The sequence below is a fragment of the Arcicella aquatica genome (genome assembly GCF_034928825.1).
Lineage (GTDB): Bacteria > Bacteroidota > Bacteroidia > Cytophagales > Spirosomataceae > Arcicella > Arcicella aquatica.
Genome location: NZ_JAYFUL010000002.1, coordinates 22,450 through 37,223, shown reverse-complemented (window position 1 = coordinate 37,223; position 14,774 = coordinate 22,450). Strand labels below are relative to the sequence as shown.

At 33.1% G+C, this 14,774-nt stretch carries 13 protein-coding genes; 12 read left to right on the top strand and 1 reads right to left on the bottom strand.

Annotated elements, in window-relative coordinates; all coding sequences use genetic code 11:
• The first annotated feature begins 12 nt into the window (after positions 1-12).
• The 7 genes from VB264_RS02260 to rnc all read left to right on the top strand — a co-directional run bounded on the left by VB264_RS02260 (position 13) and on the right by rnc (position 6,194).
• The gene (locus tag VB264_RS02260) at positions 13-1,203 is read left to right on the top strand and encodes an AAA family ATPase (RefSeq protein WP_323246391.1); all 1,191 of its coding nucleotides are present in this window, start codon (positions 13-15) and stop codon (positions 1,201-1,203) included.
• Between the two features lie 4 nt (positions 1,204-1,207).
• Positions 1,208-1,867, top strand: a complete 660-nt coding sequence (locus tag VB264_RS02255) for a hypothetical protein (RefSeq protein ID WP_323246389.1) — start codon at positions 1,208-1,210, stop codon at positions 1,865-1,867.
• A complete protein-coding gene (locus VB264_RS02250) occupies positions 1,864-2,388 on the top strand; it encodes a YkgJ family cysteine cluster protein (protein ID WP_323246387.1) in 525 nt (174 codons plus the stop codon). The genes VB264_RS02255 and VB264_RS02250 overlap by 4 nt, the downstream gene beginning before the upstream one ends.
• A gap of 163 nt (positions 2,389-2,551) precedes the next feature.
• Positions 2,552-3,463 carry an ROK family protein gene (locus VB264_RS02245; RefSeq protein WP_323246385.1) on the top strand — a complete coding sequence of 304 codons (912 nt, stop codon included), beginning with the start codon at positions 2,552-2,554 and terminating at the stop codon, positions 3,461-3,463.
• A gap of 122 nt (positions 3,464-3,585) precedes the next feature.
• Positions 3,586-3,822, top strand: coding sequence for an acyl carrier protein (locus tag VB264_RS02240; protein WP_184128888.1), 237 nt, complete (start codon positions 3,586-3,588; stop codon positions 3,820-3,822).
• 257 nt (positions 3,823-4,079) lie between these two features.
• Positions 4,080-5,330 carry a beta-ketoacyl-ACP synthase II gene (gene fabF / locus VB264_RS02235; RefSeq protein ID WP_309912862.1) on the top strand — a complete coding sequence of 417 codons (1,251 nt, stop codon included), beginning with the start codon at positions 4,080-4,082 and terminating at the stop codon, positions 5,328-5,330.
• A 132-nt stretch (positions 5,331-5,462) separates the two neighbouring features.
• Positions 5,463-6,194, top strand: a complete 732-nt coding sequence (gene rnc / locus VB264_RS02230) for a ribonuclease III (RefSeq protein ID WP_184128894.1) — start codon at positions 5,463-5,465, stop codon at positions 6,192-6,194.
• A gap of 66 nt (positions 6,195-6,260) precedes the next feature.
• On the opposite strand, the gene VB264_RS02225 is transcribed toward rnc, so the two are convergent.
• Positions 6,261-6,656 (bottom strand): hypothetical protein, encoded by a 396-nt coding sequence (locus VB264_RS02225; RefSeq protein ID WP_323246383.1) that lies wholly within the window; start codon positions 6,654-6,656, stop codon positions 6,261-6,263.
• Between the two features lie 331 nt (positions 6,657-6,987).
• Between VB264_RS02225 and VB264_RS02220 the strand changes: the two genes are divergently transcribed.
• From VB264_RS02220 to VB264_RS02200, 5 genes are all read left to right on the top strand, one after another.
• A complete protein-coding gene (locus VB264_RS02220) occupies positions 6,988-8,115 on the top strand; it encodes a hypothetical protein (RefSeq protein ID WP_323246381.1) in 1,128 nt (375 codons plus the stop codon).
• 97 nt (positions 8,116-8,212) lie between these two features.
• Positions 8,213-10,282 (top strand): ComEA family DNA-binding protein, encoded by a 2,070-nt coding sequence (locus VB264_RS02215; RefSeq protein ID WP_323246379.1) that lies wholly within the window; start codon positions 8,213-8,215, stop codon positions 10,280-10,282.
• A gap of 216 nt (positions 10,283-10,498) precedes the next feature.
• On the top strand, positions 10,499-11,044 hold the full coding sequence (locus tag VB264_RS02210) for a GNAT family N-acetyltransferase (protein WP_323246377.1): 546 nt from the start codon (positions 10,499-10,501) through the stop codon (positions 11,042-11,044).
• A gap of 99 nt (positions 11,045-11,143) precedes the next feature.
• Positions 11,144-14,086 (top strand): HD domain-containing protein, encoded by a 2,943-nt coding sequence (locus VB264_RS02205; RefSeq protein WP_323246375.1) that lies wholly within the window; start codon positions 11,144-11,146, stop codon positions 14,084-14,086.
• Positions 14,087-14,239: 153 nt separating this feature from the next.
• Positions 14,240-14,716 carry a hypothetical protein gene (locus tag VB264_RS02200; protein ID WP_323246373.1) on the top strand — a complete coding sequence of 159 codons (477 nt, stop codon included), beginning with the start codon at positions 14,240-14,242 and terminating at the stop codon, positions 14,714-14,716.
• Positions 14,717-14,774: the final 58 nt, after the last annotated feature.

Genomic DNA, 14,774 nt, shown 5'->3' with positions numbered 1-14,774 from the left:
AATAATAGCAAGATGGTCAAAGAAGTAAGGATACAGAATTATAAATCAGTTCAAGATTTAACGCTTGAATTAGGACGTGTCAATATTTTGATAGGAGCAAACGGTTGTGGAAAAAGTAATATTTTGGAAGCAATAGCTTTTGGCTCGGCTGCGGCTGAAAATAAGTTAGGGAATGAATTTTTGTCCTCAAGAGGAATTAGAGTAACTGAGCCTAAAGCTATGAGAAATGGTTTCCTGAAAAACAGTTTGATTGAAAGTGTTACGATTACATTTAATTTATTAGATGAAGTAATAACAAATCATATTGATAATGATAATGAAGCTTTTTCAGTGTGGAATACAGCTTATAATAGTAAATTACTTTTGGAAGCAAAAAAAAAGAAAGAAAAGTACGATTTTGTTAATAGGAATCACAAACCTATATTAAATATAAAAGAAGAAGAAATTATAAGAAGTTTTAAAGAATTTAATCTAATAAAGGAGAATCAGTTATTAGACGAAGTAAAAAATATAATAGATAAACATAAACAAGAGATTAAGAAATTTTTAAATTTCTTAATCTACACTCCCGAAAATAGTTTCCTAAGAAAATTTGAAGAAGAATCTCAGATAGAACCTTTAGGCATTAGAGGGGAAGGTTTATTCAAATTACTTTCTGTGATGAGCCAGGAAACACCAGAGGAGTTTCAAGAAGTAATTGAAAATTTGGAATTAATAGATTGGTTTGAAGGCTTTGAAATACCTAAAGATTTAGTGTTTACGGAAAGAAGAATCAGGATAAAAGACCGTTTTTTGGAAGAAGGATTACAATACTTCGACCAACGAAGTGCTAATGAAGGCTTTCTGTTTTTGATGTTTTACTTTGCTCTATTTATTTCAAAATATACCCCAAAGTTTTTTGCTATTGATAATATTGATACTTCGCTGAATCCAAAATTGTGTAGTGAGTTAATCAAAGTATTGGCAAAATTGGCTGAAAAGCACGATAAACAAGTGATTTTTACAACACATAACCCTGCTATTTTGGACGGACTCAATTTGAATGATGACGAACAGCGTTTGTTGGTAGTATCAAGAAATAAAGAGGGACATACCAAAACAAAAAGAGTTCTACCAATTCCTACTCCCGAAGGAGAAATCCCAGTTCGACTTTCAGAACAGTTTATGAGAGGCTATATCGGTGGTTTACCTAAAAACTTTTAAAATTATGACATTATTTGGACTTGTAGCGGAAGGTCCTTCAGACCATGCAGTCTTGGAAAATATTTTAATAGGTTTGTTTGAGGATGATATTTCTGATGAAATAACCCCTTTACAACCTATTCGTGATGCTACTAATGAAGATGAAATTAAGAAGTTTGGTGGTTGGTATAAAGTATTTGAATATTGTCGTTCACAAGATTTTAGAGATGCTTTTCAACGCATTCGGTATTTCGTTGTTCAAATTGATACTGACGTTTCTGAACAAGTACACTTTGATGTTAAACAAACTAATGAAGAGGGAAGAAAGCTATTACCAGAAGAATTAGTAGAAAAAGTAATAGACAAATTTAAGCTGAGTATTATAGAAGCTTTTGGTCAAGAGTTTTTTGATAAAATAATTAGTAGAATTGTATTTGCGATTTCTGTTGATGAAATAGAGTGTTGGCTATTACCACTTTATTACACTGACAAAATCAAAGAGGCCATCAATAATTGTGATTATAGACTTCACCAAAAAGCTGGAAAGTTTGAGAAGAATTATAACGACTACGATAAGGTTTCAAAAGACTATCGTAAAAATAAAGTGTTGATGAAAGTATATAAATCAAACCCCAGCTTAAAAATTTTCATCGAATCCGTTTTAGAGAAAAAGATTACCCCATGATATATACAGAAGAAAACATAGAAGCTTTCAACGAACAAGCTCGTTTGAAGTTTCCCGAAAATAAAAAGTTTTTTGATAGACTTAAAAATAAAAAAATCAAAAAGTTGGATGAAGCTTTTCATCCTGTGCATGAAGATGTTTTTGATGAAGTAGATTGTTTGAAATGTGGAAATTGCTGTAAAACTACCAGCCCAATCTTTACAGACATTGATATTGATAGAATCGCAAAACATTTGCGTATTCGTCCTGCTCAGTTAGTAAAAGAGCATTTACATTTGGATAACGACCACGACTATGTGCTGAATTCCTCGCCTTGTACTTTCTTAGGTTTAGATAATTATTGTTCAATTTATGACTTTAGACCTAAGGCTTGCAGAGAATATCCACATACAGATCGTAAGAATATTGCTGGAATTTTACCCCTTACTTTAGAAAATACAAAAGTTTGTCCAGCAGTTTTTGAAATAGTAGAACAACTTAAAAAAGCAGGTCTGGGGAATAAGGGCGGAATCGTTGAGTAGTTATAGCTATAAAAAATGCTAAAAAAGTACAAATAGTTTCCATCAATAATACAGGATAGTACATAAAAAGACGTAAATCGTTTTTAGTTTGTATTATTGACTGATAAAAATTCCGTATTTTTGAGACCACAAAACTTTTACTATCACTATACAATAAAAAATAATGGCGGCAGTCGAGTACTTAGGCATAGACATTGGTGGAACGAATGTCAAGATGGGCATCGTAAATTCAGAAACAGGACAAATTTCTAATTTTTATAGTCACGATACTGTGAGCTGGCGAAAATCAGGACATTTCGAAGACCGTCTCGGAGAAGCAATAGGTTTACAACTTATTGATAATAAAAATATCACTAAAGTAGGAATCGGCTTACCGGGAATGATTAATTCGGCTAGAGTAACGCCAATTGAAATTACGGCAATCCCTGAGTTGAACAATGTTCCTTTGGTTGAGATACTTAAAAAACGCTTCCCAGCAGTTGATTTTTTCCTTGAAAATGATGCGAACGCAGCAGCTTTAGGAGAATTCTATTTTGGTGAAGATCGTATTGACGAAAGCTATATCTTTATTACTTTAGGGACAGGTGTTGGCGGTGCAGCCATCATTGGTAAAAAAGTATTTACTGGCGGTAGAGGTAATGCGATGGAACCAGGGCATACGCCTTCAGTAAATGGTAAGGTTTTAGAGAGAAACATTGGTAAAAATGAATTGTTAGACCTTGCTAATACAATGAGAAAAGAATTCAGAGGTGTTACTCAACTACCCGATGATGGAACTATCTCAACAACAGGATTAGTAGCTTCTGCTTCAGAAGGAGATGCATTAGCTTTACAGGTATTTACGAAAGTAGGAGAATTGCTTGGCGAAAATTTATGTCACTTAGTAGCCATCCTTGATATCAATTTAATCTTGATTGGTGGAGGGTTGTCAGCTTCGTTTGACTATATTTTACCATCAATTACATCCACAATGGAACGCTGGTTAACCAAATATCATGCCGACGGATTAACCATTAAACGTGCTACTTTGGGTAATGATGCAGGTCTTTTAGGAGCTGCTTCATTATGTTTTTAATAATATTCTTTAAATAATTATAGTAAATCTTTTCATAGTAATGCGGTATTAAAAAAATGTTTGATAATCTAATTTTTATCATCATCTTTGCACCGTTTTTCTAACCAAAAATCGTTCTAAAAATGGCAGACATTGCAGAAAAAGTAAAAGGCATTATCGTCGAGAAGTTGGGCGTTGACGCAGCAGAAGTTACTCCAGAGGCTTCATTCACAAATGATTTGGGTGCAGACTCATTGGATACAGTAGAATTAATCATGGAATTCGAAAAGGAATTTAACGTTTCTATTCCTGATGATCAAGCTGAAAATATCCAAACAGTTGGTCAGGCAATCACATATCTTGAAGAAAACGCCAAGTAATCTGAACTTCTTTATGTGCTAATTTGAAAGTAAAATTATTGATTCTACCTGAACTATAGTTTTATGACAGATTAGCACATTTTTATTGATTTTCAGGTTAATTATGCTCAAATTTGAGTATTAATTTATATGCTTAGATAAAAGCCAAAGGAGTTAAAGATTAAGAAGTGTTCAAAACAGATAAATTGGATGGTATTTTTTCCTCTAATTTCATCTATCATCTTTTATCTAATACTTAGTTAAATTTTATTTTTCTCATGAAGAGTTTTAAAAGAGTAGTCGTAACGGGAATAGGTGCTTTGACTCCTATCGGAAATACTGTACCAGAATATTGGGATGGACTAAAAAATGGAGTCAGTGGTTGCGATAATATCACAAAATTTGATGCTTCAAAATTTCGTACTCGCTTTGCTTGCGAATTGAAAAACTTTGATGTTACAAAATTTATTCCTCGCCAAGATGCTCGTCGGATGGATCAGTTTACTCAATATGCAGTAGTTGCGGCTGATGAAGCTATTGTAGATTCAGGACTTGACCTTGAAAATATAGATAAAAATAAAGTAGGGGTAATTTGGGGTTCTGGTATCGGAGGCTTAAAAACTTTTGAAGAAGAAATGATTTACTTCGGAAAAGGGGATGGCACGCCAAAAATCAATCCTTTCTTTATTCCAAAAATGATTGCCGATTCAGCATCGGGTAATATTTCAATTCGTCATGGTTTCCGTGGACCAAACTACGTAACTGTTTCGGCTTGTTCATCTGCCAATAATGCGATTATTGATGCTTTTAATTATATCAGATTAGGGCGTATTAATATTTGTGTGACTGGCGGCTCTGAAGCAGCAGTAACGATTGCCAGTGTGGGTGGTTTTACAGCCATGCGTGCGATGTCTGAACGCAATGATGACCCTAAAACAGCTTCACGTCCTTATGATAAAGATCGTGACGGTTTTGTAGTAGGTGAAGGTGCAGGAGCATTAATCTTAGAAGATTATGACCATGCGGTTGCTCGTGGAGCAAAAATTTATGCTGAGTTAATCGGCGGAGGGTTCTCTTCTGATGCTTACCATATTACCGCACCACACCCAGATGGTTATGGAGCATTACTTTCGATGAAAGATGCCCTTGATGATGCTGGAATCCAACCAGAAGAAGTAGATTATATCAATACACATGGTACATCTACCCCTCTTGGTGACCCACAAGAGTTGAAAGCAATTGTAGATTTATTTGGAGAGCATGCTTATAAAATGAACATAAGCTCGACAAAATCTATGACTGGTCACTTATTAGGTGGAGCAGGTGCTATCGAAGCCGTGGCTTCAATCTTAGCAATACAGCATCAACTTGTACCTCCAACGATTAACCATTTTACGGAAGATCCAGAAGTTGACAATCGTTTAAATTTGACTTTGAATAAAGCTCAAGAAAGAAAAATAGATGTTGTTTTAAGTAATGGATTTGGCTTTGGAGGTCATAATGCTACGGTTATATTCAAAAAAATATAGTTTTTAGTTGATAGGGGAATAGGGGATAATTGATAGTAGTTAAGGCGAAGTCAAATTTTTTTATTAATGTTGCAATCTCATTCAATCAGCTTTAGCTATTAGGTTTTAACTATCAATTATCATTTTAGAAATATGCTATCACCAATTATTGATTTTTTTTCAAGTGATCCTAAAGACAAGAAGTTAAAAAATGCAGTAGAACATATTATCGGGGAGAATCCCTCGAATTTAATGCTGTATCGATTAGCTTTTATGCACTCTTCGGTATCCAAAGAAACAATCGCTAAAGGTTACAAGGATTCTAATGAAAGACTTGAATTTCTAGGAGACTCAGTATTAGGGATGATTACAGCAGAATATTTGTTTAAAAAATTCCCTTTTAAAGACGAAGGTTTTTTAACCGAAATTCGTTCGAGAATGGTTAGTCGTGAATCTTTGAATGTAGTAGCTAGAAAAATTGGTCTGGATAGGCTTGTTGAATATGATGGTAACCGTAAAACCGTACTTACCAGAACATCAATGTATGGCGATGCATTAGAAGCGTTAATCGGAGCCATTTACTTAGACAAGGGTTTTCGTTTTACAAGGTCGTTCATTATCAAAAAAATACTTACGCAGCATTTTGATATTGAGACAGTTGTACAAAATAATCCTAATTTTAAATCAATCGTCATAGAATGGGCTCAGCGCGAAGGCAAACCTATTAGGTTTGAAATCATCGAAGAGGGTTCAAAACATAATAAAGAATTTACAGCAACTATTTTTGTGAATGAAGAAGCCTTTTCGATAGGGCAGGGATATTCCAAAAAGAAAGCAGAGCAAACAGCAGCTATGAAGGCTTGCGAAAAGCTAGAGATTAGCTAATAAGAAATTATTTCAATAAAAAAGCCCGAGAAAATTTATTTCTTCGGGCTTTTTTTATTGCTTGTTTCATGGGATAAAACTGACCCAAACTGTACCTTTTAAATTGCCTTTACACTTTTTATTGAATTTGAAGGTTAATTTAACATCATTGGCATAGTAATCACCTCGGTAAACTGTATCGATATCAGTACTTTTAGAAAGTTTAATTACGTTTGTAGTGTTGGACATTAAAATGTCGGTATCTTCGCTTATTTCCCCTTCTATTGCTACAGCAATGTAGGTGTAATTATCATGCTCAGGGAAAGTATGCTCAAATACATATTGTCCATTAATAGGATTAATCTCAAATTTTGCTTTATGACTCGTAAACATTGGTAAAATAAATAAGAATGATAAAATTAAAACAATCATTCCTAATACCACATATAGTATTCCTTTTAGTAGAGGTTTAATTAATTCCATAATTTGGGTTATTTAGCTATTTAAAACACAATTTTCTGTATCAAAAAAGCGTAATATGTGAACGAATTATTGCAATTTACATAATCGTTACCAAGAGTGGGTGTACTGATGAACCATTTTCAATAGTATAATTAATTCACCTATTGATAGTTATTGTAAATCTTTGGTTCAATTTTTGCGATTATTTAGCTAAAATGCTTATTAGTAACGATTTATTTTGATTCATGTAATCTCCCTTCTTTCTGATTCATTAATACATTAACTTTGCTAATAAGTAGTATTATTTTATTACGGTATCTCAAATAGATTTAAAAAGACCCTCTAAGAAATCATGAAGTTAGACTTTTCGGCAATCGAAAATTATGGACAAAAATATGCTAACCAAGTTTGTGATGACTTTTTTAATAGAACTGCCACAATCAATGGACAACAAATTTTAAAACTTAGCAATGTTGCCCAAGTGAATATGTTTGTTGTAAGCGATTTGTTTGAGAAATGGAAAGCTGATACAGAAGCCTTTAAAAGTCCTTACTTTAATTTTGATAGTGACGACGTTAAAGCTGCCTTGAAGACTTTCATGAATACGGCTTCACAAAATATCATGGTGAAACGAGAACATTTTGAACCGATGTTATCGAAAGCTGTTGTAAAAACCATTATTTTATTACTTGATCCAAGTAAATACTTTGATGATTTTGTAAGAGATTCTCCAGAATTTACACTTACTAAAGAACGTCTAGCACAACTCGCAAAATATACCAAGATTAACAGCCACATTGCTAAATCAATGACCGAGAAAATGGGCAATGATGATAAGGTATATGTAACTGTTGCGTTGAATTGGCTGAATGAAATTAGCGACAACGTAGCGTTTGAAAATGTTGATAAGTATTTTGAAACGTTATCCGCTAAAGTACCTTTCAAAAAAGAAGATTTTATAAAAGCTTCGGCGAGACTTGTGGAAGAAATTCCTGTTAAGAAAGCGGCATCACAATCTTTTTTTGATATTGAAGATGAGTTAGATGATGAAAACGCTCCGTTACCAACTGTTGATAAAATTCAAGCTGAAATAGATAGAAAAGGTACGCCTGCGGAGATGAAATTGCCAGGCTTAGATCGCCTAAATGATACCTTCGTAGGAGATTTACCAACGGTTAATGATTTATTGAAGAGAGATAACGTAGCGGGGGGAACACCTTTGGCTGATTTAGCTTTCAATCGTCCTATTAAAAGCATTGCCGATGGGGTAAGTCTAAATCAAAAATTCGTTTTTATTGGTAAATTATTTGATGGTGACATCAATGCATATAGCAATGCCATTGATAAAATAGATGCTTGTAGCAATCTTTCGGATGCTAAAAATTATATGAATAAATATTTAGCGCCTAAATACAATTGGATTTCGGTTGCTGAAGAAGCTAATGATTTTTTAGAAGTAGTTGCTAGAAAATTTCATTAAAAATATTTAAATTGTTGGTATAAAGTCCTTTAAATGATGCTTTTGAGAATGATTACTCAGAGCATCATTTTTTTGTACTGCACTTTAACGGTTTATTATGAAAAAATATCTACTCCTGCTCATCAGCATTCTTTGTTATGCTCATGTAAATGCTCAGGATTATTCTACTAAAGAAAATAATATACGAAACCTTATTCAGGAAATCATGGGCAACCCCGTTGATGGTATTTCTGAAGACTTGTTTGAATCTCTTTACCAGAATTATCTGAGTCCACTGGATTTAAATACTGTTTCTCGTTCCGAGCTCGCTTCTTTGTACATACTTTCTGAAAAACAACTGAATTCCTTCTTTAACTACCGTGATAAAGCAGGAAAATTCCTGTCTATTTATGAATTACAAGCCATTCCAGATTTTGATTTAGCGACTATTTATAAATTCATCCCTTTCGTTACAGTAAAAGCCGATGGACTATCGATTAAAGACTTTCAAAACAGTTGGCAAAAAGCTAATCAATACTTATTGCTTAGATATACTCAATATGTAGAAACAAAGAAAGGCTTTACTGAGCCTGATTCACGCAGTAAAGTGCGTTATGAAGGTTCGCCTATGAAATTGTATGCTCGGTATAAAGTGTCTTTGCCAAAGAATTTTAGTGCTGGCTTTACTGTGGAAAAAGACGAAGGCGAAAGTCAGTTGACCGATTTTACCTCCTTTCACTTTCAAATTCAAAATAAAGGGCATTGGAAAAATATTAACTTGGGCGACTATCAATTGCAGTTTGGTCAAGGATTGATTGCCGCTGCGGGCTTCTATTTAGGGAAGGGCTCAGAAACAGTACTTACCACCCGTAGGAATCATTTAGGCGTTCGTCCTTATACATCTGTTATGGAAAGCAATTTCTTCAGAGGAGGTGCGGCTACTTATCAATTCAAAGCTTTTGAAATGACAGGTTTTTATTCCCGAGTAAATCGTGATGCGAATTTGGCTTTAGATAAAAATACAAATGCCAATTATGTTACTTCATTACAAACAGCAGGTTTGCATAGAACATCTTCTGAAATTGCTGATAAAAGGTCGTTGATGGAAGAAAACTTTGGGGGAGATATTACCTTCAATAACAAAACGAATACTTTTCAAGCTGGGATTACTTTATTGAAAACCAATTTTAGTTTACCACTTGTAAAAGCTGATAAGGCATATAATCAATACGAATTTTCTGGGAAAGAGAATCTTTTGACTGGTCTTCATTGGAGTTATAATTATCAGAATTATAATTTTTTTGGAGAGGCCGCTCGCTCGACAAGTGGTGGTATTGGTGCTGTAACGGGCGTTTTAGCAAGCCTAAGTAATCGGACTGATATATCGGTTTTATTAAGAAATTATGATAAAGATTTTCATAGTTTTTATGGTAATGGTTTTTCCGAAAATTCCCGCAATATCAATGAACGAGGTATCTATGCAGGGATAAAACATTCATTTAATAAAAAGTGGTCGGCCTCGGCTTATTTCGATTATTTTTACTTTCCTTGGTATAGATACCTCGTCGATAAACAACCGACTACGGGTTTTGATTATTTAGGAAGAATCACTTTTCAGCCTTTTAAAAAACTACAAGCCTATTTACAATTCAGGCAAGAGAACAAAGAAGAGAATACCAAAATTACAGAAACCTATCTGGATAAAGGCAAGGAAAAAACCAGAGAAATTACCGTAGTAAGAGAAAGAAGTAAAAGAGCATTATTGGCGAATATAAACTACAGGATGTCTAAAACATGGGAGTTTCAGACGAGGGCATCTTTCAGTACTTTTCAGTTTGAAGGACAAAGCTTGACAAAGGGTTTTGCTATTGCACAGGACGTAAATGCAGATTTAGGACGGTTATCATTATCTGGTAGGATTGCCTATTTCAACACGGATGATTATGATAACCGACAATATTTTTATGAGCAGGATGTTCTCTATGCTTTTTCTTTTCCTGCTTATTATCAACATGGTTTTCGACATTATCTCTTGGCAAAATACAAAGTCAGTCGAAATGTAGATGCTTGGGTTCGCTGGGCGAGGACAGATTTATTAGGAGATGATGCCACTTTTGGCTCAGGATTAGAAGAAATTTTAGCATCACATCGCTCAGAAGTAAAAGTACAGTTGAGGTTGCACTTTTAAAATAGCGATAAGCATTGAGCTCTGAGGGATGAGCTTTTTATTAAGAAGCTGTTTAAACTTTCCGTTTCTAAGGTGAAAGTATTGTATTTTTGAATTGATTTTTTCAAAATTTGGGAAGCATAGCATCGCTACGTTGAGTAAATTTTGGAACAAGCTATTCTAAAAGACTTAGTTTAACCCGAAAGGGAAAGTTTAAACAGCTTCTAAATATTCTGTATGAACGAAGAGGGAAAATACATTTACCAAAGCAAAGCTTTTTCATTACGTCCTTTTCAAGATGGGGACGAAGCATCATTAGTGAGTCATGCTAATAATATCAAGATATTTAATAATGTCCGTGATTCCTTTCCGCATCCATATACGTACGATGATGCAGTTTGGTGGGTGGATGCAAACAAAAAGTTAACTAAGCCTATTAACACTTTAGCGATTGTAATTGACGGCAAAGTAGTAGGAGGAATTGGTATTATAGTGGGCAACGATATTTATCGTATCAGTGCCGAGATTGGCTATTGGTTAGGCGAAGCCCATTGGGGCAAAGGAATAATGTCTGAAGCGGTAAAAGCAATGACCGATTATGTATTTAAAAACTTTCCTGAAATCATCAGAATTTGGGCAGGAATATTTGAATACAACAAAGCCTCTATGCGGGTATTAGAAAAAGCAGGCTATCAATTAGAAAGTATTCAAACAAAAGCATCTATTAAAAACGGGGAGGTGATTGATAATTATTTGTATGTTTGTTTTAGGCAAGCGGAATAGCCCAAAAATACTGGGGGCATGACTTGAAATCATGCTATCAATGAAAATCTCTTAATACTTAGACTTGTGGAATAATAATTATAATAAATATCTAAAAAAATGATAAAATTTCTCGAAGACCTTTTGTATGAAAAAACAAAAGATACTCAAAGTTCAATTCTATTTGCTCAATGGAATTATGATAAAAAAGTTATTCCTGTAGCACTTCAAGCGGTTTCAAATCTTTTTCCACATTATAGTCTTCACGATGAATCTCACTCTATAACTATTATCAATAATATTGCAAGAGTGATAGGAAAAGAAAATTTTACTAAACTATCAGCAATTGACATTTGGTTAATGTTAGAGGCATCATACAATCATGATATTGGGATGGTTGTATCAAGTGAGAAGATGATTCAAGCACTTAATTCAATTGAGTTTATTGAATTTTTTAAAGAGATTATTGATGATACAAAAAGTGGACTTTACCCTTTTGCGTGCCAATTTAATATTATTGAAAATAAAATTAGATTAAAGTCAGACGTATTCAATCTTGAAACAAACGATGCTGTTAAATATATTCTTGCTGAATTTTTCAGATGGAATCATGCTGATAGATCTAAACATATAATTAACAATCCAACAAGTGAGTTTCAATTATTATCACCAAGGGGTGTCATCCCTCAAAGGATAATTGAAATTCTTTCTAACATCTGTTCATCTCATACTAAAGATTTTACGGATGTTATGGCATTACCATTTTGTGAGGTTGGTATTGATACTGAAGATGCTCATCCAAGGTTTATTGCTTGTTTATTAAGAATTGGAGATTTACTTGATTTAGATAACAACAGATTTTCGGAGGTTATTTTGAGTACTCTGACAAAAATCCCAATAGACACATTAAATCATAAAGCAAAACATTTATCAATTAAACATTTTAGAGTTGATAGAGAAAGAATTGAAATTTCAGCACATTGTAAAGACTATGAAGTCGCAAGTATTACACAACATTGGTTTAATTATTTAGATTCTGAAATAAAGAGTCAAATGATTAGCTGGAATAGAATTGTACCATCAAAAGAATTAGGATATTTACCAACAATAGGTACTTTAGAAGTGAAACTAAAAGACTATGAATTGATAGATGGAAAAAAAAAACCTCAATTTACAGTTGATACAGACAAGGCATTAGCACTTCTTCAAGGAGCAGGAATTTATGATGGTGCATATCAATGTGTACGTGAGGTTTTACAGAATGCTGTAGATGCTACTTTACTAAGAATCTGGCTTGAACATAGTGCAGTGAGCGATTTTTCTTACCCCAATAGTGCTGATTTTTTAGATATGGTTAAGAATTATTCTATTTGTATTGAAATTAGAGAAGTTGGATTAGTTGGTGCTTATAAGAATTGGGAAATAAAAATCAAAGATAATGGTATAGGTATTTCAGATAATGATTTGAAATTTTTAATGAATACAGGGAGTTCTTCAAAAAACCATGAGAAAACGAGAATTATTGAAAGTATGCCTTTTTGGATGAGACCATCGGGAACATTTGGTATTGGTTTTCAAAGTATATTCATGTTAACAGACTTAGTCACTATTGAAACTAAAAGCTTTTCAAATGAAGAATTTCAAATCATTGAACTAAATAGTCCTAATTCTTCTAAGGGAGGAAATATTTTAATAAAAAAAGAAAAGACCAATCATTCAGTCAAACCAGGCTCTAAGATTATTTTTACCCACAAAACACAGGTTATTCCAGATAATTACTCGGTAAGCCTCAATCATAAAAATACTTATAGAATTGTAAAAAACTTTGACCCATTTTCCTATGATTCGTTTGATATTGAAATAGGTAGAATTCTTGACGAAATATTTGATTTTGCAAGTAAAAGTTCAATACCTGTTTATTTGTCTTTAAATGGGGATGATATTAAATTAAAAGAAAATACAACAAGTCCACAATTTGATTATTTTGATGATGAAACTTCACTTGAAATGAGTATATACAGCGACGAAGAAGAATCTGTAGTAAACAGGTGGACAAATGATGTATATTACAAAAATCAAAAAGTTGATTATAACTTAAATTTTGATTTTATAGGATTTGATGTAAACATCCACAAAGAAAAAGCTTCAGAAGTGTTGACTTTAAATAGGAATAAAATCAAATCAGAATATTTATACAAACTTCATGATAATTGGTTGATAGCAGCATTTAGAATAATGACTAAGCAGTTCAATAATATTTTTAAAACTGATATAAGTAAATCAAAAGGAAGTATGTTTTTGCATTATTATGCAGATTCTGAAATTTGTAAAAAAATTGATATAAAATCATTTAATCAGTGGGAAGATTTTAAAGTTAGATTGGAAGATGAAAGGCTTTTTACAATGAAGGAACTTATATCAAGTACAAATAAAATTAAGGTAGTTTATAATCATGATACAAGTGTTTATCGTAATGCTCCTGAAATTTTGAATTTACAAAATGATGAATTGGAGATTAAAGTTAGCGGTAATAGCATTGCATCTAAACTAATATTTTTCTTACTTTTCAAATTGAAAAATACTTTTACGTCATTTTCAATAAATTTTTCACCTGACGCTATAATTAGTGGTCTAAATATATTCAAGCATGAGAAGGTTTTTCCTATTGAGGATGATAGTAATTACACTGAAATATTGAAACTATCGTTTAAGCGTGACCTTTCTTCTGCAAGAGTTGTTATCCCTTGCCATAAAGACTTTGAAAAGCTAAGGTTAGAAGAAGAATCTCACAAACGTTATGTTCGTGAGATTCTTTACTACTTAGATTCTAACATTCGTTATATTCCTTTAGGGTATCCCAAGATGATATCTCCTTTTTTGCGGTCTGAAAATACAGCAGGGGAAGTTATTGTTAAAAAAGAAGTTAATGAGAAATTAATCAATTGGGTTTTTGATAATCGCTATGAAAAAAATACCTCAATAAAGGAAATAGCAGAGTCTTATGATAAATTTTGTGAACAATTCAATTCTCTCCAACTGGTCTTAGGCTCTCCTAAAACCTAAAACATAGAAGAGCGTCCCGCTCGAAATTTGTTAAGATAGTTTAAATTATTCGTGGAGACGTATATAATGGCAATGAAAAAGTGGTTATAAAGTATTCACGTATTGATGTGTTTGCCTTAGTTTTAATGCTTAAGTTTTACAATAAAAACGACTATGAAAAAAATATTAATCATTTTGTTTGGGGTATTTGCATTTGAAGGATATTCACAAACTCACAAGGTTATCGTAAATCCAGACGGTACGCATTCAATACTTATTGACAATGGTGGTACTAAAATAATTGTTAATCCTAATGGAACGCATTCTCAAGTTGTTGGCGAAGGTAATATCAAGACAATAGTGAATCCTGATGGAACGCATTCTACGCTTATTGACAACGACAACGCTATTACTAAAACAATAACGAAACCACAAAGGAGACAACCCACAGTTATTGGCAACGGGACTATTAAAACAATCGAGAATCCTGATGGAACGCAAACCATTATTATTGGTAATGGTAATACCAAAGCAATTGTAAATCCAGACGGAACGCTTCATGCAATTATTGAGAACGATAGTATTACGACAATCGTAGATTCAAATAAAAACAAGCAGTATAGAAAAAGAGCGAAAGTAAAAAAACACTGAAAATGAATAAAAAGAAGATGATAAGAGTATCCCTCGCTGTTCTAATTCTTTTCACTAC